Genomic DNA, 20,739 nt, shown 5'->3' with positions numbered 1-20,739 from the left:
GTCAGCTCTCCTGGCCGGTTCGGGCCGGGTCGTCGATCAGCTCCGCGACGGTGGCGGCCAGGTGTGCCACGTGCGGCTCTTCCATGATCGTCAGGTGGTCGCCGGGGACGCCGACGATCCGGATCCGTCCGCCGGTCATCGCGCTCCAGCCGTTGCAGGGGTCCTGGTGCCGGGTTCGGGCGGCGTCGTGCAGACCGGACAGGACGGCGGGCAACGGCTCCGTGGCGCGGATCAGCGTGAGGTCCTGATGCTCGCGCGGGGGGCGGTAGTCCAGGGTCGCCTGCCAGTTGGCCCGGTAGACGCCGAACATGCGGCGGACGACGGCCCCGGAGCTGCCGGCCGGCAGGACGCCGCGCTCGCCCGCGACGCGCGCGATGAACGCGAACCTCTCCTCCGGCGAAACGAGTCCGTCAGGGATGATCCGTGCCGGTGACGTGCCGCCGAGCCGCGGCCAGAGCAGTTCGTGGGCGAACCACTCCAGCAGGCCGTCGTCGTCGTGCGCGGCTCGCGGTCCCTGCTCCAGGGCGGTGGTGTCCAGTACGAACAGGGCGGCCCGCTCGCCCGCCGCCCGCAGCCGACGGGCGATCTCGAAGGCCACGAAGCCGCCGAAGGACCATCCGCCGATGGTGTAGGGGCCGTGCGGCTGGACCGTCCGCAACGCGGCGAGGTAGCTGTCCGCCAGGTCCTCCACGCTGCGCAGGGGGGTGGTGCCGGGGTCCGCTCCCGCGGCCTGGAGCGCGTACAGCGGCCGGTCGTCCGGGAGATGCCGGGCGAAGGCGACGTAGCACAGCACGTTGCCGCCCATCGGGTGGACCAGGAACAGCGGTGGGCGGATGCCCTGCGGCCTGATCGGCACCAAGGGGTCGAACACGGCTCTCGCTCCGCCGTCGCGCAGCCGTGCCGCGAGTCCGGCGGGGGTGGGTGTGGCGATGAACTCCGAGAGGGGGATGTACACCCGGTAGCGCTGTTCGATGCGGACCACCAACCGCATCGCGGCCAGGGAGGTGCCTCCGAGGTCGAAGAGACTGTCGTGCACTCCAACCGTGTCCAGGCACAGCACGTCCGCCAGCATCTCGGTCAGTGCTTGTTCGTAGGCGTCGCGCGGCGCGGTGGCGGGAGCGCGCCCGGGGACGGTCAGCGGGACGCGGCGCAGTGCGGCGTCGTCACGCTTGCCGCTGGGGGTGAGCGGCCACCGGGAGACCCATTGCAGGTGCGCGGGGACCAGGTAGTCGGGCAGCGTGGCGCGCAGCCGCTCGCGGATGTCGGCCAGTTCCTCGTCCGTGCCTTCGCCGAGGAGGAAGGCGGCGAGGAAGGTCTCGCCGTCCGTCCGCCGCCGGGCCACCACCGCGGCGTCACGCAGTCCCGGGTACCGCGCCGCGAGGCCGGTGACGGCCAGTTCCACCTCGCCCGGCTCCACACGGAAGCCCCGCACCTTGACCTGCGCGTCGTCGCGTCCGAGGAAGACGACGTCTCCGCCGGGCAGCACCATGCCGACGTCGCCGGTGTAGTAGAGCCGGTGGTCCCCGCCCGCGAAGGGATGCGGCAGGAAGCGCTCCTCGGTCAGGTCCGGGCGGCCCTCGTAGCCGTCGGCCAGGCAGCCGCCGCCCAGGTAGACGTCTCCCCGCACCCCGGCCGGCACCGGACGCATCCGTTTGTCCAGGACGTGCACCTCGGCCCCGTCGACGGCGACGCCGATCGGCGGCAGTGCGGGGAAGGCGGCGGGGTCACCGGTCATGGTGAACGCGGTGACCACGTGGGTCTCGGTCGGACCGTACTGGTTCTCCAGTACGGCTCCCGGAAGCCCGGCGCACAGCTTGCGGATCTCCGGTGTGACGCGCAACTGCTCGCCGCAGGTGATCATCACCCGCAGGGTCCGCGGGGTGATGCCCAGCGTGCCGGCGGCTTCGGCCAGTTGCTGCAGGGCCACCGGGGGGAGGAAGACCTGCTCGACGCGCTCGCGGTCGAGCAGGCGCAGCAGCGCCGGCATGTCACGCCGCTCCGCGTCGCCGGTCAGGCACAGGGTGCCGCCGAAGCTCAGCGTGGAGAAGATCTCCTGGAAGGAGATGTCGAAACTCAGCGGCGCGTACTGCAGAGTGACACCGCCCGCGGCCGCGCTGGGCGCCCCGGCCTGCCAGGCCACCAGGGCGGCCAGGGTGCGGTGCGGCATGGCGACGCCCTTGGGGGTCCCGGTGGAGCCCGAGGTGAACAGGACGTACGCGGTGCTCTCGGCGTCCGTGCCGCCCCGCGCCCGGCATGACGGCGCGGGCGTGGGCGCGGCCACCGATTCGGCGGGCAGGAGCAGCGTCGGATCACCGGCGAGGTGGGCGTACGGGGCCTCGGCCACGACGCGGAAGGGCCGGGCCTGCTCCACCATCGTGGCCAGCCGGGCGGCGGGGTAGCCGACGTCCATCGGGACGACCGCGCAGCCCGCCCGCATGACGCCCAGGAGCACCGCCATGGTCAGCGGGGACCGGTTCATGGCGATCCCGATCCGGGCGTTCGCCGGGGCCCCGAGCGCGTAGAGCCTCGCGGCCACGTTCTCGGCGGCCTCGGCCAGCCGGGCGTAGCTCCACCGCTCCTCGCCCATCACCACTGCGGTCGCGTCCGGAGTGCGCGCGGCCTGTTCGGCGAAGCGTGTCACGACCGTCGGGTGCCGGTCGGGGGAGGCGAGGACGGGCCGGGGGGCGAGGAAGGCGAGGTCCGGCCTGCTGTGCGGTCGTTCCACCAGGCGGCGCAGGATGCGCAGGTAGCCGGTCGCGAAGAGGTCGCCCTGGGCGGCGGAGAACGTCGTGCCGTCGCAGTCGACCCGCAGCCACATGCCGGTGCGGTCCGGTTCGGTGACCGCGTTCACCAGGAGTCGGAAGTCGTTCTCCTCCCAGGTGCGGAACTCCCTGAGGCGCAGGCCGGGCAGGCCGAGGACCGGGGAGAGCTGGTGGAAGTGCACGTAGTTGAAGGCGGTGTCCAGGACGGGTCCGCCGTGGTCCTCCTGGACGGCGCTCAACGGGTATCGGCGGTGAGGATGGCCCTCCTGCTCCTGGCGGAGGCTTTCGCGTGCCACCTCCAGCCAGGTGTCCCGCGCGGTGTCCAGCCGTACGGGCACGGTGTTCAGGAAGAGCCCGGCGGTGCGCTCCGCCCCGGCCAGTTCGGGCCGGCCGTGGGTGATCAGACCGGTGGTGATGTCACGGGTGCCGGCGAGCGTGGCCAGGGTCAGCGTGTGCGCCGCGAAGAGCACGGACTTCACCGGCAGGGCGTGTTCGGCCGCGAAGTGCCGTACCCGCTCCACCAGGTCGCCGGGCAGGTCGACCCGCCGGGAGGCCGGCTGGTGGCCGGCCTCGGGCAGGTGGGGTGAGAACGACTCGATCGGTACGGGTCCGCAGCCGGCCAGCTTCCCGCGCCAGTAGCGCCGGGACTCCTCCGAGCGCAGGGCGGTCTGTTCCAGCCGTACGTGGGCCGCCGGTGAGGGCGACACCGTGTCCTCGACGGGGCCGATGTCCAGGCCGAGGCCGTGGGCGTAGTCCTGGATCAGTTCCCGGACCAGGGTGGCGACGCTGCCTCCGTCGAGCAGCGCGTGGTGGAAACTGAGGACCAGGTCGACGGCGGCGGGCCGCACATGGGCGCGCAACAGGTACAACGGCGGCCGGTCGAACACGTAGGGGTGACGGCGGCGGGCCTCGATGTGCGCGCCCACCTCGGCCTCGGCCGCCGCGCTGTCGAGCGGACGCAGGTCGGCGATCTCCAGGCCGCCCCGTACCCGGGGACGGACGGCCTGCAGTGGTTCGGCGCCGGCCAGGTCGAAGGCCGACCGCAGCACCGGGTGCCGTGCCGTCAGCCGGTCGAAGGCGTGCCGGAACTCCGCCTCGTTCCAGGGCATTTCCAGGGTGTAGCGGAAGACGTCCCGGTACCTGGCCGAGCTCTCGTGCCTGCGGCTGTGGTAGAGCAGACCGAGCTGGAGCCGGGTCAGCGGGTAGGCGTCCTCGGCGTCCCGCAGCCGGGCCCGGTCCAGGTCGGCCACGAGGGCGAACGGCGCCGGGACGCTCTCGGTCCCGGCCGTGTCGCACTCCTCGGCGCATCGGGCGAGGCCGGCCACCGTCGGGTTCCGCAGAAGGTCGGTGAGCGAGAACCGCAGGCCGCGGGCCTCCGCCCCGGCGCGCACCCTGAGCATGGTGATCGAGTCTCCGCCGAGGGCGAAGTAGTCGTCGTGCACCCCCACGGCGTCATGGCCGAGGACGTCGGCCCAGACCTCGGCGAGGACCGTCTCGGTACGGCTGCGCGGTTGCCCGTCCCCGGTTGCGTCGAGAGTGTCGTGCGGTGCGGGCAGCGCGTCGCGGTCGGCCTTTCCGTTGGGAGACAGCGGAATGCCGTCGATCCGGGTGAAGGAGGCCGGGACCATGAACGCCGGCAGTGTCCGCCCGAGCCGCTCGCGCAGCAGCGCGGTGTCGATCCGGGCGTCGGCGACGTAGTAGCCGGCCAGGACGGTTCCCGTGTCGGGGGCGGTACGGCCCACCACGATGGCGTCCCTCACCCCGGGTACCGCGCGCAGCACGGCGGCCACCTCGTCGGGCTCGACGCGGTTGCCCCGGATCTTGACCTGGTCGTCGATCCTTCCCAGGTACTCCAGGGTGCCGTCCGCGAGCCACCGGGCCAGGTCTCCGCTGCGGTAGAGGCGGCCGCCCGGCACGAACGGGTCGCCGCCGAACCTCTCGGCGGTCAGCTCCGGACGGTCGAGATACCCACGGGCGACGCCGACTCCGCCGATGCACAGTTCGCCGGCGACCCCGGCGGGTTGCGGCAGGTCGTCGGCGCCCAGCACGTACAGCCTGGTGTTGTCGATCGGCCGGCCGATGGGCACCCGTGTGATGCCGTGGGCGGGATCGGCAGGACAGTCGTGGAAGGAGACGTCCACCGTCGCCTCCGTCGGGCCGTACAGGTTCACGAGCAGTGCCGACCGCTCGGCGCCGCTCTCCCGACGACACCGTCGGGCCAGGCGGTTGAACTGCTCGACCCGCGGGGCCGGCAGGGCCTCACCGCTGCAGAAGACGTGGCGCAGGGTGCCGAGGACCTCGCGTGCCGTCGCCGACTCCTCCAGCAGGTCGAGGAACGGGCCGAGCATCGAGGGAACGAAGTGCACCGCGGTGACCTGGTGCTCGCGGATCGCCCGCAGGACCTCGCGCGGGTCCCGCTGGCCGCCGGGCGGCAGCAGGGCCAGGGCCGCCCCCTCGGCCGCCCACCAGAACAGCTCCCACACCGAGACGTCGAAGGAGACCGGCGTCTTCTGAAGGAGGACGTCCCCTTCGCCGAGCGGGTAGCGGCGCTGCATCCACGCGAGGCGGTTGACCACGCTGCGGTGCTCCACCATGACGCCCTTGGGCCGCCCGGTCGAACCGGAGGTGTAGATGACGTAGGCGAGGTCGCGGGAGCCGACGAGCGGTTCGACCGGGGCGCCGCTGCCGGTCAGCAGGTCACCGACGCGTCGCGCCGTCGCGTCCGCGTGCGGACCGGCGGGAGCGTCGTCGTCGACGATCACCACCTTGGCCCGGCTGTCGCGCAGCAGGAAGTCCACCCGCTCGGCCGGGTATCCCGGGTCCACCGGCACGTAGGCGCCGCCGGACTTCAAGATGCCGAGCAGCGCGACCGGCAACCGCGGCCCCCGCTCCATCATCACCGCGACACGATCGTCCGGGCCGATGCCGTCCGCGCGCAGGGCGCGCGCGACACGGTTGGCCTGTTCGTCGAGTTCGGCGTAGGTCAGTGTCTCCCCGGACGCCGCGACCACCGCCGTCCCCTCGGGCCGGCGGGCGGCCTGCGCCTCGAACAGCCCGTGCAGGGTGGCCCGGTCCGCGAAGGGCACGCGCCGGCCGTGGGCACGCCCGGCGGTGAGATCCCGGTGTTCGGCCGGCGACAGCATGGGCACCTCGGACAGCGGTTGGTCCAACAGGTCCAGCCCGCGCTCCAGGAGCGTCGTGAGGTGGCCCGCCACGGAGGTGATGGGAAGGTCTCCGTCGAAGACGTCCCGGGCGTGGTCCAGGTCGACGCGGAGGTCGGTCGTGTCGTCGAAGGCGGACACCAGAACGCCCAGTGCGTCCCGGTCGTGCGAGGGAGCCATCAGGGTGCCCTGCCGCACGATTCCCGCAGTCTTCGGCCGGGACCAGTTCAGGTAGGAGAGCGTCACGTCGAAGAGCTGCCGCGGGCCCCGCGCCGCCGCGGGCGCCTCACGCAGGATGTCGCCGAGCGAGAGCCGCTCATGACGCCGCAGTACGCGGGTCCCGTCCTGGACCCCGTCGAGCAGTTCCCGGACGGTCAGCCCGCCGGGCGCCGCGACCCGCAGGGGCAGGGTGTTGGCGAACTGGCCGAGAACGTCCCGGTGCCGCTCCGTCGGACGGTTGAGGAAGGGGACACCGAGGACCACCTCCTCGCTCCTGTGCAGCCGCGTCAGGTAGGTGCCGAGCATGGCCGCGACGTAGGTGAAGGGCCAGTAGCCCGCGGCGCGGACCCGGTCGACGAGAGCACCGTCGATCACGAACGAGTGGCGGCCGCGTTCACGCGGGCCGCGGTCCGTCGTACGGGCGAAGAGCGCGGGCGTCACGCCCCGGAGGTATTCCCGGTAGAAGGCACGGTCCCGGTCGCCGTCCCGCCCCGAGCGGTAGGCGGCGTCCTCCTCGACGAACGCCAGGTAGGAGGACGTTTCCGGGCCGCTCCACTGCGGATCCGGGTCACTCCGCCGCGGATCGCCGTGCGGCTCCCGGGCGTACTCCTGGAGGATCTCGTGGCTCAGCCGGTCGAGCGTCCAGCCGTCGGCGACGATGTGGTGTGCCTTGATGTGCAGATGCGTGACGTCCGGGCTCTCCAGCAGGAGGGTGGCTTCGACCAGGGGGCCGCCGCCGAGCGGCAGGGCGTCGGCCAGCGACCTGCGCATCCACTCGGTACAGGCGGTGTCCGGCTCGGGCTCCTTGGAGAGGTCGACCACGACGACCGGCACCCGCTCCGGCACCACCCGTTGAGAGGGAGTGCCGGCGTCGTGGGCGAACCGCAGCCGGAACGTCTCGTGGCGGTGCAGCACCCGCTCCGCGAGGGCGGCCAGCCGGTGAGGGTCGACAGGACCGTGCAGAAGCTCGTGGAGAACGCAGTTGAACTGCGGTGATTCCGGGGCCTGGGAGCCGACGGCCCACACGTCCCGCTGGTAGGCCGTCAGCTGATGCGGCGCTTGGTGATGGGTGCTCAACTGTTGGGGTTTCCTTCGAGCCGCACCGGGATCTCCCGGTGCCCGTTGAAAATGAGGGAAGGGAACGGAGTCAGACAGTCGCGTCCCGCGGCGAGTTCGAGGGCGGGGAACCGGGAGAAGAGCGCCGCCAGCGCGACACGGCCTTCGAGACGGGCGAGCTCGGCCCCCAGGCAGTAGGTGGGACCGTGGCTGAAGGCCAGGTGCTCACGGCCGGTGGCGCGGGTGATGTCGAAGAGATCGGCGTCCGGACCGTGCACCCCCGGGTCGCGGCCGACCGCGGCGTAGTTGACGACGAGGGCGTCGCCCCGCGCGAACGTCAGCCCGGTCGGCTCGTCGTGGATGTCCTCGGTGGGGAAGCGCATCATGAAGTTGGCCACCGGAGCCTGGTGCCGCAGGGTCTCCTCCACGACCTGGTCCCAGCCGACCCGGCCCGACAGGGCGAGGTCCAACTGGTCCGGATGCGTGAGGAGGTTGACCACGGCGTGGTCGAGCAGGTTCGCCGTGGTGCCGTAACCGGCGCCGAGCACCATCCAGATGTTGTCGGCCAGCTCCCGCTCGTCCATCAGGCCCTCGCGCTGTGCGGCGACCAGAGCGCTGGCGATGTCGTCGCCGGGGTGCTCGGTCTTGAGCACGATCAGGTCCGCGAGGAGGCGCGCGGCCTCGGCCGCGGTGGCGTCGGCCCGCTCCGCGCTCAGGTCCGTGGTGAAGACGGTGTCGTTGACGGCCTGGAACCTGTCGTGCATGGCCTCCGGCAGGCCGACCAGCGTGGTGACGGTCCGCCACGGCAGGCGCGAGGCGAAGTGCGTCCGCAGGTCCACGACCCGGTCGGGGGCGGCGGCGGCCGCCTCGGCGAGGTCGTCCAGCAGAGCGTCGGCGGTCTTCTCGATCCACGGGACGAGTGCCCGTACACGGCGGGCGGTGAACGCGGGAACCAACGGCTGACGCAACCGGCTGTGGTCGGGCCCGTAGGCGGTCTGGACCGTACGGATGTCGACCCAGATCCGCAGCGGCCAGTCGGCGGGGAGCTCACCGTCGACGAAGGCGGGCCAGTGCCGGTGGGCGTCCTTGGAGACCCGGGAGTCGATCAACAGCCGTCGGACCAGAGCCGGGTCGGTCACCGACCATGCCGGTACGCCACCGGGCAGTTCGACCCGGGCCGCGGGCCCCAGAGCACGCAGGGCCGCGGCTTCGCCATGGATGTCCGTGGCGCTGCCGTCCATGCGGTAGGGGCAGCGGTCCCGGGTGGGCAGGAAGGACATGGCACCTCGACGGCAGGAGTCGGTACTCAGGAGCGGACAGCGGTCAGGAGTCCGTAGCGGAGCTGCGGAACCTCGCAGAAGAACCACTCGCCCAGGTCGGCGGCTGTCTGCCAGTAGCGCGCCGCCTCGCCGTCGGAATCGCGTGCGGCGTCCCGCCAGCCGCGGATCATGCTGTCGTAGCAGCGCCGGACGTTCTCGGTGATGTCGGTGTGGTCCACCACCTCCAGTCCGGCCTTCCGCAGCAGCTCGCCGTACCTGTCGTCGCTCAACGAGAACTTGAAGTACGCGTACGCGTCGGCCATGCGGGCGGAGTCCGGACCGCTGAGCTCGCCTTCCAGACCGTGTTCGGCGATGACCAGCCGTCCACCGGGGCGCAGGACACGTGCGACGTGTCCGAGCGCCGCCGCCTTGTCCTTCATGTGCATCAAGGACTCGATGGCGTACGCGCCGTCGAACGTCTCGTCCGCGAAGGGGTTCTCCATGGCGTCGGCCAGCCGGAACGTGGCCCGCCCGGGGAGGTCCGGCGGCTGGGGGCGGCTGTTGGCCACGTCCACCTGGTAGTCGCTGACGCTGATCCCGGTGATGTGCACGGCATGGTGGGTGGTGATGCGCGCCGCGGTGCTCCCGTGGCCGCATCCCACGTCGAGCAGGTGCTGGCCCGCGGCCGGGGCGAGACGCTCCGCGACCAGGTCCGTCAGCCGGTCGGTCGCCACCTGCATCGAGCTGCCGTCCGCCGCGTCGTCCCAGTAGCCGACGTGGATGTTGCCGCCGAGCGCCCGGTCGTACACATCCGTGTGGCGGTCGTAGAAGGTTCCCACTTCACCGGACGTGTGACGGTGCTGCGTAAGCATCGATGGCCTTTCACGGTTCGTCGAGCCGCCGGCCGGGGCCGCGGACGGGGTCCGCCGACCTGTACGACCGGACTTGCGGTGTTACGGGTGGTAAACGAGTCGATCATGGCAAACAAGGCGCATCGCACGGGGTCGACGACCCTTGGCTTCACCTCTTCGGCGGCGCGGTCATCACCCACGTGCCGGAACGGGCGCGCGTCCGGGCAGCCGTGGACGGGTACGCCGGGCCGGGAGCCGCAACCGCACTCCGGGTACCGCCGCCGGTGGGGCAGGGGCCGCTTCGGAGTGCGGTCGCGGGATCAGCTCACTCGGAGCCGGTCAGACATGCCCGAACCGGTCAGACACGCCCGAAGAACAGGCTGCCCGGCGCCTCCGGGTCGTTCGAGAGGAAGTGCTCACGGACGGCACGGATGAACTCGTGGCGCGAGATCGAGCCGTCCCCGTCGGTGTCCAGCTTGGTGAACATGTCCATCGCGTCGGGCGCGTCGCTCTTCCACACGTCCCGCAGGAAGCGCGCGAACTCGGCCTTGCTGATCTCGTTGTCGCCGTCGACGTCGATGACGTCGAAGATCGCGTGGCCGCCGCCCTCGGTGACGTTGAGCCGGCTGGTGTCGATGACCGCGAGGCGGTTGGCGATGACGAACTGGTCCTTCGTGAGCCGGTCCCCGTCCACCCCCGCGTGCCGCAGCAGCTCCAGCCAGTAGATCTGGCAGAAGGTCTGGAGAGCCCTGGCCCGGCGGTCGTTCTTGTCGAGCTTGTACGCCTGGATGTAGCGGTCGGCGAGCTTCTGGTAGTCCGTCCAGTCCAGGTAGCCGTCGTTGTTGGCATCCATGGTGTCGAAGGTGCGTTCGAGCTTGATGGTGATGACGTCCTGCACAGCGGCAGTCATGCGTCCTCCTCGGGAGGCGTGGGGGATGTGTCACGGGAAACCATTCCTTGACCTGCGACGGAGCGCACCTGCCGACGACCGCCCGCCCCGGCCTTTTCATCCCTTCGACTGATCCGCACCCTTTCGGGGCGTGCGTCCGGCGCCGCCCGACACGCGCGCCGAGGCGGCTCATCGAGAGCGGACCGCCTCTACTGTGGGACCGCCGATAGCGGTCACAGCAGAACAAAACGGAAGTCGACCGTGTGGCCCGCGGCCGTCACGGCAGGCGGAGCGGCTCGCCGGCGGCTCGCCGGACACGGTCCTGTCCGCGTCCGCGTCCACGTCCTGAACTGGAGTGAACACGTGTTGAAATCGTCGGGTCCGACGTCACCCGCAGGCCGGTTCGTACTGATCACCGGGGCCTCTTCCGGCCTGGGGGAAGCCTGCGCACTCCACATGTCCCGGGTCGGTTTCCACGCCGTCGCCGGGGTGCGCCGGCCCGAGGACGGAGAACGGCTGCGCGGGGCCGCCACCGGCCGGCTGACCCCGGTGATCATCGATGTGACGGACGAGAAGTCGGTCCAGGCGGCCGTGCACGAGGTTTCCGCGCTGACCGGCGAGGCCGGACTGTGGGGGCTCGTCAACAACGCGGGCATCGCGGTCACCGCTCCGCTGGAGTGCGTACCGGAGGAGCTGATGCGCAGGCAGCTCGACATCAACGTGATCGGCCTGGTGCAGGTGATCCAGGGGTTCCTGCCGCTGCTGCGGGCCGGCGCCGGACGGATCGTCAACGTGTCCTCGGGCCTTGGGAACGTCGCTCTTCCCTACCTCGGAGCCTATGCCGCCTCCCAGTTCGCCAAGGAGGCACTCAGCGACACACTCCGCCGCGAGCTCGCTCCGCAGCGCATCCCGGTAGTGGTGATCCAGCCGGGCGCCGTGCTGACCCCCCTGTGGGGCAAGATGTCCGAGACGGGCAACCGGGCGCTGGACAGCGCCCCGCAGGCGGTCCAGGAGCTCTACCGGGACTCGTTCCTCGGCTTCATGGAAGCCAACGAGACCTCCGCCCGGAGCAGCCGCACAACCCCGGACGACGTCGCCCGGGCGATCTTCCGCGCGCTGGTCGCGGCGCGGCCGAGGACCCGCTACACCGTCGGCCGGGACGCGACGGGCAGCCGCGTGCTGTCCAGGCTGCTGACGGACCGTGCGCTGGACCGGGTCTTCGGCGGCACATCTGTATGGACGAACCTCAGGAACTGAACATGCTGTTCGCGGGACGTGCCACGCGCGCTCGGCGGCGGCCTTTCGCTTCTCGGAGATCAACCGGTGGCCGTTCATCTATGGGTGCAGGGCCGCGTATTCCAGCGGCGCTGAAGGGCGATCGACACGTCCAGCGGGACGGGTGCGGCTCCGAGCGCGGCAGATGAGGTGGCAGGCCGGTCCACGCCCAAGCCTTCGCTCTCACGTCAGGACGCAGCCGAGCTGTGATCCGTGCTCCCAAGCCCCGGCACGCACCCCAGAGGGCATGGCGGGAAACACGAACGAGCCCCGTCCGGGGTCCAGGACGGGCCCAGGGCCAAACCGACTGGATCAGCGTGTTCCGACCCGCCTGTGGCGTGAGCGGGCCGCGGCCACTGGGCTCCCAAGACGACCGAAACCTGGTGCAAACGAGTACGTGGGCGTGGCCTGCTTGACCGGCCGGGCCACCCCTTGCAGGGTCGGGATGCGGTGCCACAAGTGCGCCGCCTGACCATGCCGCCCGCCCGTCACCAGGCGGTAGACGGTCCTGATCTTCAGGAGCGACTGATCCGATGGTTCTCGACCTGCTCGTGATCGGTACGGCCATCACCCTGGGGCCTTTGCACAACAGCGCCTTCATCCTGCTGCTCTCCTCGCGGCGCGGCGTTCGCCAGGGCCTGGCGTTCCTGCTGTCGTGGCTGGCCAACCTGATCGCGGTGATCGTCTGTGTGGTGCTGCTGACGGGCGGTCAGCCCCCGGCCCGTCATAGCGTGCCCTCGACCGCGACGATCGCCGCGAAACTCGCCATCGGCCTCGCGCTGGTGCTGTACGGCGCGCACCGGCACCGCCGACCGTCCCACCCGCACGGCCCTCCACGCTGGACCACCCGGATCGACAACGCCTCCCCGACCACGGCAGCCGGCCTGGCATGGCTGCTGCAGCCCTGGGCCATGGTCGGCGCCGGAGCCGCGACCGCCGTCGACGCGGACCTCTCCACCCTCACCGACTGGCTCGCGCTGACCGGCTACTGCCTGCTGGCCACACTCAGCCTCATCATCATGGAGATGTACACGGTCTGGGCGCCCACGGCCGCCAACGCCCGGTTGAACGCCCTGCGTAGCTGGCTGGAGCAGCACCAGGAGCAGTTGATCGTCACGCTCTCACTGTTCCTCGGTCTGTACCTGATGGCCCGGAGCATCTACCAACTGGTCGCCTGATGGCAGCCGAGTGATTGTGCCGGCGGTGCGAGAAGAGCGTCGGCTTCGAAGCGCAGGTTGCGGTCGAGGTCGGCCGTGGGGAGTCCGAGCGCGCGCAGGGTGGGGATGAACTGCTGCAGTTGGTCGTGTACCTGCTTATCCACGTCGGGCAGGGGGTCGGTGACGGTGACGGTGACGGTCAGGCCCTTGGCGAGGAACAGGGCGGTCCATGAGAAACCGATGACCACGGCGCCGACTACGGTGACGCGCCGATGGGCGTCCAGAGTGGCGTGTGTGGCGACGTGCGTGTCGTTCATGGTGACTCTTCCTGGGAATGCGGCCGGAGGACTTCACCGCCGGCTACTCGAGACAGGTTCTGGGGGCTCAGGTGTGCGTCGGCTGCGCACCGCCGATGTCCTTGCGGACGCGACGCCCCTGGAAGGACGCGACGATGCCCGTGGTGCCGTAGAAGATGCTGAACAGCCCGAAAACGGTGGCCGGGGAGACCGCGCCGATGTCCGGCCGGGCGAAGAGTACGAAGGCCGGCACGACCGACACGAGGCCGGTCAGCACGAACAGTGCCCGCTCGCCCGGCTTTTCCCCGCGCTCGAATGCCAGGACGATCTCCATGACACCCGTAGCGCCCACGCGCCGATCCAAATGGTCGGAGCAAGGGCCGTGATGCCAGGCCACGCCGACGCGACCACTCCGACGGCGACCGCCGGCAGGCTGCGCCGGAGCAGTGCGTTGGGCGAGCTGAGCATGGGTGATCTCCCAGGGTGAGGCTGTCGTCTCGTCCTGCCAGGAAGCGAGGGAGAGGCGAGGCATGCGCGCCGGCGCGCCCGACCTTGCTCGAGGTCGTCTTCTCTGCGTCGAACGCCAGGAACGGCTGCCCGGAGGGAGATCCGTCATTCGACTGCAGTCGGTACTTCATTGCTTCGTTCCGCAGGCGGATCAGTCCGCGAACGCCTCGCGGCGGACCGTCACATGACGCAATGCAGTCATGTGACGGATGTGCGGACCACGTTCCGGCGAGAGGATCGGTGACGCCCGAGTGGGGGAGGACGCTGGGAGGGGGACGCGGCTGCCGCATCCTGGCTCTCGGCCCGTGGGCGAGGAGCCGACGTGATAGGAGTGAGCGAAGGCCATGGCATCCGGCGTGCTTCGGACGCCGTCGGCACGTCGGAAGGCTCCTTGGTGCCGGTGATCGATGTTCCGCCTCGACGGGCCGTTCGCCGGGCGGCCGATCTGTGGCGGCGGGGGTGACCATGGCGCCGCCGAGCCCGGCGAGCGCCCGCGAGGCCAGGGCCACGCCGAAGACGGGGACGAAGGCCGTCACGAGGTTGCCCGCGGTGAAGATCGCAAACCCGGCGAGAAACAGTGTGCGGCGCGGCCAGCGCGCGGTGAGCGCGGCCATGACGGGACCGAGGACGGCGTAGGTCAAGGCGTAGGCGGTGAGCAGCCAGCCTGAGGTACCGACGGGGACACCGAGGGAGTCCGCTGCGTCCGGCAGGATGCCGGCGATGACAAAGCTGTCGGTGCCTATGGCGAACATTCCGGCGGCAAGGACGACAAGTGATCGGTACACGACGGACGGGCCTTCCAGGATCTTAGGTGTAACAGAAATGGTTACGACAATGGTCCGAAGAAAGGCCGGTCCAGGTGGACCAGCCGGGTGGGGCTGGAGTTCAGGATCTCAGGCTTCAGGCAACCGTCTGCCTCAGCACGTCGGCGACGGTGACCGCAGCCAGTTCAGCCTTCATCGACTCCTCCGCGCGGCTGTACGCCTCCCGCAGCACAGGTGGGAGGCCCCGACCGACGGGGCACTCCTGGTTGGGAGTTGCGGCGTGCAGCGCGATGAGCGGATCGGGCTCAACGGCCAGGTAGACGTCCCTCAGGGTGATCGACTCCGGGGCGCGAGCCAGCCTCCAGCCCGCACCCTGGCCGCGCAGCGAGACGACCAGGCCCGCCTTGCGCAGGCTGCCGAGGGTGCGACGGATGACGACGGGGTTGGTGTTGACGCTGACGGCGATCTGATCGGACGTCACGATGCCGTCGGACCGCTTGGGGCAGACCAGCGCCATCCAGGTCAGCGCGTGCGTGGCCACGGTCATGCGACTGCTCGCGCTCATGGAACCTCCCGTTACCCGGAATGGCCGATGCCGCCCTTGTCGCAACTGATTCTGTTACGACAGGGCGGCGCATGTCCAGTCCTCGATGCCGGCGGCCCGGGTCCCGAGGAGGGGATCGCGCCGGGGCGTGGGGCAACGCCCCGGCGGACTGGCAGCTTTACCTGCCTTGCCTTGCCTTGCCTTGCCTTGACCTGACCTGACCTGACCTGACCTGGTCCGGGGCCTCCGGGGCCCAGCCGGTGGGGGAGAAGCCAATCGGCCCCCGTTTGACATGCTTCGAACGGATGGCAGGGTTGTACCCGGGGCCAATGTTGGGAGGCTCGGCATGGCATTCGGTTGGGCACGATCTTCCGCAGCTCGGCAACTTCCGCTCAGGCTCACGAGCGGCGCGTTCTTCCTGAACTCGGGGCTCTCGAAACTCGATGCGGACGAGGCCACCGCCGAGAGGCTGCACCAGTTCGCCGCCACGACCTACCCGTTCCTGGGCAGGCACGATTCCCACAAGTTCGTACGGCTGCTCGCCGCCGGTGAGCTCGCCATTGCCACGACACTGCTCCTGCCGGTCGTCCCTGCCGCTGTCGCCGGGGTTGCGCTCACCGCATTCTCCGTTGGCACCCTCGGGCTTTACCTGCGTACGCCGGGGATGCGACAGGAAGGCAGCCTGCGCCCGACCGAGCAGGGAACCGCGCTGGCCAAGGACGTCTGGATGCTGGGCATCGGCGTCTCCCTCATCGCCGAGGGCGTGTACGAACACCGGTGACGCACCACGAGCGCGTCAGCCCCACGGCTGCCGTACGCGCTCCGTGACCGTTATTGGATCCGTCCTGGTTGAAGGGGTAAGTCAGGGGCGCATGTGGCCACGACCAAATGGTTCTTCGAGCCCGGTCATACTGCGGCGGAGTTCCGCGCCAGGCACATGATGGTCACCTATGTGCGGGGGCAGCTCAAGAACGTGCACGGCTTGCTGGAGGTCGATGCCGACGAGCCGGAGAAGGCGCGCGTTGAGGCTACGGTTGACGCGACCCAGGTGTACACCGGTCAGCCCCAGCGCGACGCCCACCTCCGCAGTGCTGATTTCTTCGATGTCGAACACCACCCGACCTGGACGTTCGTCGGGTCGCGTGTTCATCAGGTGAGCGGAACCGAGTTCGAGGTGACCGGAGATCTCACGGTACGCGGCAGGACGCGCCCCGTAACCTTCGACGTCACTTACTTGGGACAGTGGGATACCCCTTGGTGGGAGGAAGGGCGGGACCTCGGGCCCAGGCGCCGCGCCGGATTCACCGCCACGACACGTATCGATCGACATGACTTCGGGGTGAGTTGGAACGATGTGATCGACCGCGGCGGAGTGGTTGTCAGCCCCATGGTCGAGGTCACGGTCGACGTCGAGGCCGTCCTCGAGCCCATCGAAACGGCCGCCTGAACACGACAGGCTCGGGCTGCGAGCCGACAGCTCGACAGCGGGCGGCTGTCGCTGAAGCCGGTAGCAGGTCTTGGACGACGGTGCGTGAAGAGGCCTGGCTTGTTGTGCAGGCGGACGGGTTCTCTGTGGCGGCTGGTCGCCGAGGTGGGCAGAGGGGACTCCCGTGCACGGATCGCTCAGCGTCGGCCCCGACGTTACCGAGAAGGTCTCGGGGCCTGGGCATCGGCGCTGGTCTCGTCGTGCGTGGCCGGCAGCCATCCGTGCTCCTCGGCGCATCGCCGGGCGCTTTCCACGAGACGAGCGACGGCGGCGGATCGGGTGCGCGCGGACCACAGGATCGACACTCCACGCGGACCTCCGGCCGGACGATTCGGCGCGCGGCGTAGCCGCGGTCGGCCGCGGCAGTGGGATCAGCGAACGAGGCGGGGAGCAGGTCGACCTCCCGGTTCGCCCGCAGTCGGATGACCGTGGCCTGGGGAGGCGGGTCGGTGAAGGCCTGGGACGTCTGGAACACCCAAGCTTGAACTGATTCCACGTCAACGGAGAGGAAAACTGGATATGACCACCGCAATCGTGGGCGTCGGCAACATCGGAGCTGCGCTCGCCCGGCATCTGGTGGCCGGTGGCGAGAGCGTCGTCCTGGCGGGAAAGGGCGCCGCACGAGCCGCGGAGATCGCGGACGAGCTCGGTCCCCTCGCCCGCGCCGCCTCTGTGCGGGACGCGATCACCGACGCGGAGACGGTCGTGTTCGCCGTCTGGCTGGACGCCATGAGGGAGCTGATCCCGCAGGTCGCGCCCCTGCTCGAGGACAAGGTCGTGATCGACCCCTCGAACCCGATCGCCTTCGACGAGAAGGGCCAGATCGTGCGGTCGCTGCCCGAAGGGGAGTCGGCCGGGTCGGTGGCCGCCGCCCTGCTGCCCAAGAACGCTCACTACGTCAAGGCGTTCGGCACCCTCGCCGCGGAGGTGCTCGCCGCGAGCGCGAACCGCACGCCGCGACGGGCGGCGCTGTTCTACGCCACCGACGACGAGAGCGCCGCCGCGATGGCCGAGCGGCTGATCCGCACGGCCGGGTTCGATCCCGTCAAGGCCGGCGGCCTGGCCGATGCCGGACGCATCGAGTCGCCCGGCGGGGACCTGCATCAGTACGGCTCCGGCGGCGAGGTCGTCGACCTCGCCCAGGCGACCGCCGCCGTGCACGACGCCGGCCAGTGAGTTCCGCATGTGGAGAAGCAAGGCAGCGCGTTCCTCGGAAGCACCCGGCCGTTCGAATGCCTCGGGCATGGTGCTCCGGGTACGGGTCAGAGCTGTCCGGGTACGGATCAGAGCTGAAGGGGTCGCGTTTCGGTCCAGTTGACCAGCAGGCGGCGCTCGGCGAACAGCCACTCGCGCTCCCTCTTGACCATCGTGTCGAGGTACCGGATCGAGGCGACCATCATCGTCCGTGACCCGTCGTCGGCCTCGGTCAGATGGTGGGCCAGACAGTAGGTTTCCCCTGTCGCGCGATCGCCATCCAGCTCGATCGTGCTCTGTCCGTTGAAGTGCATGGTGGCCGCGTAGGCGTTGAGCGCGTCGAAAACCGGTGCCAGCGACTCGCGGTCGTGCAACTCCTGCGTAGGCTCGGGATCCCTCGCGTCCATGTACACCACGAAGTGGGTGTCCTGGGTGAACAGCGCCATCTGGCCCTTGGCGTCCCGTCGGTCCGCGCAGTGCGCGTAGGCGTCGACCAGTTCGCGGAGGGCGAGCCGGTCGGCAGCCTCAGCTTCGGTGACTGACGTGCGGATACTCACGGCGACATCTCCTTCACAGACTGCGGTGCCGTCAATGCGCCCCAGTCCCAGGATCTCCGCCGGGCGGGTGCGCGGTCCTCACCGGAGTTGGACTCACTGCCGTCTTCTATCCGAACTCTTCCGGATGAAGGCGTCCCTTCCCTTCCTTTCCCTTCCCTCCGGTCTTCAGGGTCCGCTGCGGAGGCGCGAGCAGCGCAGCAGCCTGTCGCGGGGGTCGAGCGGGGTGGTTCGGTCAGCTCGTCACGGCGGCCGACGCCGTGACGGCGGAGGTGAAGTCGGGCTGCACGCCGAGCTGGGCGAGCATGACGCTGAGGCCGACGTAACAGTTGAACTCCTTGATCCTGCCGTCCTCGACGTACCAGAAGTCGGCCGTGGGGATGTCGAGCCTGGCGCCGGTCGGCTGTACGACCCCGGCGGGTGTCTCGAACGGTCCGGTGACGGTGCCCTGGATCGTCAGCTCGACGGCGACGACGTTGCCCATGACATGGAACCGGTGCAGTTCGCGGTGTACGTCGGGGGCGAGCGCGCCCATGAAGGCGACCAGGTCGCCAAGGTGCTCACCGCGATAACTCTCGCCGGCGACGACGTTGTTGAAGACGCCGTCCTCGGCGAACAGGTCCATGAAGCCCCGCACGTCCAGGACGCTGCCCTCGGCCGCTCGGTATGCCGCCCGGACCACGGTCTCCGCGTTGGTGTTCATGGTGCCCTCCCGTGTTGAGAGAATCCATTCAAATCTTTGATTGAAATTGTGAGGAGGGGACTGCCGTCTTGTCAAGCAGGCGCTTGAATTCATCGTTGCGCTGGGGCGCGGCATGGTCTGCTCGGCGGTTCAGGCGCCTACCGGGCTCCCCGAAGCGCCCCGGCCACCACGGGGATGAGCATCCGCTCCACCCGTTCGGCGGGCTCGGCGCCCAGCTCGGCCCCGATGGGCGCCAGCGCGAGCCAGTTCAGCATCCCGGCCGCGCAGCGGACACGGAAGACGAGCTCCCGCTCGTCGACCCCAGGAAGGTTCGCCGCCAGTACCCTCACCGCCTGTCGTCGGGCCCGCTCGAACTTCCCGGCCAGCCTCTCCCACCCTTCGGGCGGATCGATCCCCACCCGCGCCACGGTCCGTATCACGGCCAGCTCCCGCCCCCCGGCCACGAGGGCGCTCACCATCGGCCGCGCGAAGGCCTCGGCCAACTCGCTCAGCGTCGAGCTCCCCGCCAGAGTGTCGAGCTCCCGAATCTGCGCGTCCAGGTATCGCTCCAGCGCGTGCTCGATCGCCACGTCGCACAGTGCCTTCAGCGATCCGAAGTGGTAACTCACCGCGGCGACGTTGGCTCCGGCGTTCTGGGTGATCTCGCGGAGGGTCACCCCTTCCTGTCCCCGCTGTGCGAGCAGCTCGAGAGCAGCCGCCAGCAGATCGTCCCGCGTTCGCTGACCGGCCTCGCGGCGAAGGTCCGTTTTCTCTGGCCTCACGATAGAACTCAAGCGACTGCTTGACTTCATTGTCAAGCACTCGCCTGAACGCGACTTCCGGCGCTGAGTGCGACGCCGTGCCGTCGTCCGTCTCCCGGGTGGGCTGGGCTCGTCTTGTCGGCGGCCCGCGGGTGGGGTCCCGCTGGCGTACGGGGAGGCCGGCCCAGACGTTGATGTGATCGGCCGCGTCATGTGCGGACCGTGCTGCGGGCCCGTGGGCCGCACGCACCCGGTGCCGATCGGCAGGACGGCCGAGTGCGCGTCGCCGATGGCCATGTCCTAGGAGAGCTGGGGTCCGTCGCGGCGTATGGTCAAGCCACCGCGTCATACCCACCCCATTCGAACCTGACCAGGCCCTACCAGGGCCTGAGGACGATCTTGCCGTGGGTGTGGCGGCGTTCGAGCTCGGTGTAGGCCTCGCGGACTTGGGCCAGCGGGTAGACGTCCGCGATCGGCACCTCGAGGTGTCCGTCGGCGATCAGGCCGGCAAGTTCGGCGAGGACCTTGGCGCCCGGCCCGGCCGCGACCCCTCCGTCAGTCTTCACCCCGTGCTTCTCGGCTGCCGCGAAATCGGCGATGGTGTCGATCCGATCGGTCGCGACGCCGAGGGCGAGGGCCAGCTCGACGTACCCGTCGCCGAAGGTGTCGATGAAGGCGTCCACCCCGCTGGGCGCGGCGGCCCTGATGCGGTCCGCGACGCCCTCGCCGTACGCGACCGGGATCGCGTCGTGCCTCTTCAGCCACTCGTGGTTGCTCTCGCTCGCCAGGCCGATGACCGTGGCGCCCGTACGGCGCGCGAGCTGGACGGCGAGCGAGCCGACTCCTCCGGCGGCTCCGGAGATGACGACGGTCTCACCTTCCTCGGGCTGGACGGCGTGTACTGCCCCCCATGCGGTTACGCCGACGACGTACAGGCTGCCGGCCACCTCCCATGAGACCTTCTCCGGCTTGCGCGTGAGGTCACCGGCCTCGACCAGGACCAGCTCGGCCTGGGAGGCCCGCTTCTGGGTGAATCCGATCACCTCGTCGCCGGGCGAGAATCCGGCAACCCCGTCGCCGACCCCCTCGATGATCCCGGCGAGGTCGCTGCCCTGCCCGGACGGGAACGTCGACGGGAACAGGTCTGCCACCGCCCCCGTGCGGATGACCGCCTCACTGGGGTTGATACCGGCCGCTTTCACGTGTACGAGGACCTGCCCGTCCCCGGGCACCGGGCGTTCCACCTCGTCGACCCGCAACACGTCGATCCCGCCGAACTCGTCGTACCTGACCGCCTTGGGCATGATCTCTCTCCTTCGACT

General features: G+C 70.2%; 16 protein-coding genes and 1 pseudogene. 5 read left to right on the top strand and 12 right to left on the bottom strand.

All coding sequences use genetic code 11. The features are described 5' to 3' along the window. Position 1 precedes the first annotated feature (1 nt). The 4 genes from ACFYW8_RS35665 to ACFYW8_RS35650 all read right to left on the bottom strand — a co-directional run bounded on the left by ACFYW8_RS35665 (position 2) and on the right by ACFYW8_RS35650 (position 10,218). The gene (locus ACFYW8_RS35665; protein WP_389088190.1) at positions 2 to 7,219 is read right to left on the bottom strand and encodes an amino acid adenylation domain-containing protein; all 7,218 of its coding nucleotides are present in this window, start codon (positions 7,217 to 7,219) and stop codon (positions 2 to 4) included. Beyond that, entirely contained in the window at positions 7,216 to 8,478 is a 1,263-nt protein-coding gene (locus ACFYW8_RS35660) for a cytochrome P450 (RefSeq protein WP_389088185.1), read from the bottom strand. The genes ACFYW8_RS35665 and ACFYW8_RS35660 overlap by 4 nt, the downstream gene beginning before the upstream one ends. Before the next feature lie 26 nt (positions 8,479 to 8,504). After that, positions 8,505 to 9,329 carry a methyltransferase domain-containing protein gene (locus tag ACFYW8_RS35655; protein ID WP_389088180.1) on the bottom strand — a complete coding sequence of 275 codons (825 nt, stop codon included), beginning with the start codon at positions 9,327 to 9,329 and terminating at the stop codon, positions 8,505 to 8,507. A 337-nt stretch (positions 9,330 to 9,666) separates the two neighbouring features. Next, entirely contained in the window at positions 9,667 to 10,218 is a 552-nt protein-coding gene (locus ACFYW8_RS35650; RefSeq protein ID WP_387299399.1) for an EF-hand domain-containing protein, read from the bottom strand. A gap of 324 nt (positions 10,219 to 10,542) precedes the next feature. Between ACFYW8_RS35650 and ACFYW8_RS35645 the strand changes: the two genes are divergently transcribed. Beyond that, positions 10,543 to 11,454: an SDR family oxidoreductase gene (locus tag ACFYW8_RS35645; protein WP_389088310.1), complete on the top strand. Its 912-nt coding sequence runs from the start codon at positions 10,543 to 10,545 to the stop codon at positions 11,452 to 11,454. Positions 11,455 to 12,005: 551 nt separating this feature from the next. Next, positions 12,006 to 12,650 carry a GAP family protein gene (locus ACFYW8_RS35640; RefSeq protein WP_389088174.1) on the top strand — a complete coding sequence of 215 codons (645 nt, stop codon included), beginning with the start codon at positions 12,006 to 12,008 and terminating at the stop codon, positions 12,648 to 12,650. Here the strand turns inward: ACFYW8_RS35640 and ACFYW8_RS35635 are convergent. The 4 genes and pseudogenes from ACFYW8_RS35635 to ACFYW8_RS35620 form a co-directional block, all read right to left on the bottom strand. Next, complete coding sequence (locus ACFYW8_RS35635; protein ID WP_389088169.1) at positions 12,632 to 12,946, bottom strand: hypothetical protein; 315 nt, start codon at positions 12,944 to 12,946, stop codon at positions 12,632 to 12,634. The genes ACFYW8_RS35640 and ACFYW8_RS35635 overlap by 19 nt on opposite strands. A 67-nt stretch (positions 12,947 to 13,013) precedes the next feature. Beyond that, positions 13,014 to 13,277 carry a DUF308 domain-containing protein gene (locus ACFYW8_RS35630; RefSeq protein ID WP_389088164.1) on the bottom strand — a complete coding sequence of 88 codons (264 nt, stop codon included), beginning with the start codon at positions 13,275 to 13,277 and terminating at the stop codon, positions 13,014 to 13,016. A gap of 616 nt (positions 13,278 to 13,893) precedes the next feature. Then, positions 13,894 to 14,184 (bottom strand): annotated as a pseudogene (locus ACFYW8_RS35625) (MFS transporter); the annotation flags it as partial. 148 nt (positions 14,185 to 14,332) lie between these two features. Further along, the gene (locus tag ACFYW8_RS35620) at positions 14,333 to 14,761 is read right to left on the bottom strand and encodes an Rrf2 family transcriptional regulator (RefSeq protein WP_389088159.1); all 429 of its coding nucleotides are present in this window, start codon (positions 14,759 to 14,761) and stop codon (positions 14,333 to 14,335) included. A gap of 325 nt (positions 14,762 to 15,086) precedes the next feature. On the opposite strand from ACFYW8_RS35620, the gene ACFYW8_RS35615 reads away from it, so the two are divergent. From ACFYW8_RS35615 to ACFYW8_RS35605, 3 genes are all read left to right on the top strand, one after another. Further along, positions 15,087 to 15,521: a hypothetical protein gene (locus ACFYW8_RS35615; protein WP_365882094.1), complete on the top strand. Its 435-nt coding sequence runs from the start codon at positions 15,087 to 15,089 to the stop codon at positions 15,519 to 15,521. 93 nt (positions 15,522 to 15,614) lie between these two features. Next, the gene (locus ACFYW8_RS35610) at positions 15,615 to 16,187 is read left to right on the top strand and encodes a YceI family protein (RefSeq protein WP_389088152.1); all 573 of its coding nucleotides are present in this window, start codon (positions 15,615 to 15,617) and stop codon (positions 16,185 to 16,187) included. A 558-nt stretch (positions 16,188 to 16,745) separates the two neighbouring features. Next, entirely contained in the window at positions 16,746 to 17,402 is a 657-nt protein-coding gene (locus ACFYW8_RS35605; protein ID WP_389088149.1) for an NADPH-dependent F420 reductase, read from the top strand. A gap of 107 nt (positions 17,403 to 17,509) precedes the next feature. Here ACFYW8_RS35605 and ACFYW8_RS35600 read toward each other — a convergent pair whose 3' ends face one another. The 4 genes from ACFYW8_RS35600 to ACFYW8_RS35585 form a co-directional block, all read right to left on the bottom strand. Further along, positions 17,510 to 17,977, bottom strand: a complete 468-nt coding sequence (locus tag ACFYW8_RS35600; protein WP_365882100.1) for a nuclear transport factor 2 family protein — start codon at positions 17,975 to 17,977, stop codon at positions 17,510 to 17,512. 232 nt (positions 17,978 to 18,209) lie between these two features. After that, complete coding sequence (locus ACFYW8_RS35595) at positions 18,210 to 18,677, bottom strand: ester cyclase (protein ID WP_389088144.1); 468 nt, start codon at positions 18,675 to 18,677, stop codon at positions 18,210 to 18,212. Between the two features lie 137 nt (positions 18,678 to 18,814). After that, on the bottom strand, positions 18,815 to 19,438 hold the full coding sequence (locus tag ACFYW8_RS35590; protein WP_389088139.1) for a TetR/AcrR family transcriptional regulator: 624 nt from the start codon (positions 19,436 to 19,438) through the stop codon (positions 18,815 to 18,817). 356 nt (positions 19,439 to 19,794) lie between these two features. Further along, complete coding sequence (locus ACFYW8_RS35585; protein ID WP_389088135.1) at positions 19,795 to 20,721, bottom strand: NADP-dependent oxidoreductase; 927 nt, start codon at positions 20,719 to 20,721, stop codon at positions 19,795 to 19,797. Positions 20,722 to 20,739 lie beyond the last annotated feature (18 nt).

The sequence above is a fragment of the Streptomyces sp. NPDC002742 genome, from assembly GCF_042888885.1.
Classification (GTDB): Bacteria; Actinomycetota; Actinomycetes; order Streptomycetales; family Streptomycetaceae; genus Streptomyces.
Note: the sequence above shows the minus strand (reverse complement) of the source record. Positions and strands in the feature narration are given on the sequence as shown.

Coding starts and splice junctions, on each gene's coding strand:
- ACFYW8_RS35660 (WP_389088185.1), bottom strand. CDS start 8,478: ATGTCCTTCCTGCCCACCCGGGACCGCTGCCCCTACCGCATGGACGGC.
- ACFYW8_RS35655 (WP_389088180.1), bottom strand. CDS start 9,329: ATGCTTACGCAGCACCGTCACACGTCCGGTGAAGTGGGAACCTTCTAC.
- ACFYW8_RS35650 (WP_387299399.1), bottom strand. CDS start 10,218: ATGACTGCCGCTGTGCAGGACGTCATCACCATCAAGCTCGAACGCACC.
- ACFYW8_RS35640 (WP_389088174.1), top strand. CDS start 12,006: ATGGTTCTCGACCTGCTCGTGATCGGTACGGCCATCACCCTGGGGCCT.
- ACFYW8_RS35635 (WP_389088169.1), bottom strand. CDS start 12,946: ATGAACGACACGCACGTCGCCACACACGCCACTCTGGACGCCCATCGG.
- ACFYW8_RS35620 (WP_389088159.1), bottom strand. CDS start 14,761: ATGAGCGCGAGCAGTCGCATGACCGTGGCCACGCACGCGCTGACCTGG.
- ACFYW8_RS35615 (WP_365882094.1), top strand. CDS start 15,087: ATGGCATTCGGTTGGGCACGATCTTCCGCAGCTCGGCAACTTCCGCTC.
- ACFYW8_RS35605 (WP_389088149.1), top strand. CDS start 16,746: ATGACCACCGCAATCGTGGGCGTCGGCAACATCGGAGCTGCGCTCGCC.
- ACFYW8_RS35595 (WP_389088144.1), bottom strand. CDS start 18,677: ATGAACACCAACGCGGAGACCGTGGTCCGGGCGGCATACCGAGCGGCC.
- ACFYW8_RS35585 (WP_389088135.1), bottom strand. CDS start 20,721: ATGCCCAAGGCGGTCAGGTACGACGAGTTCGGCGGGATCGACGTGTTG.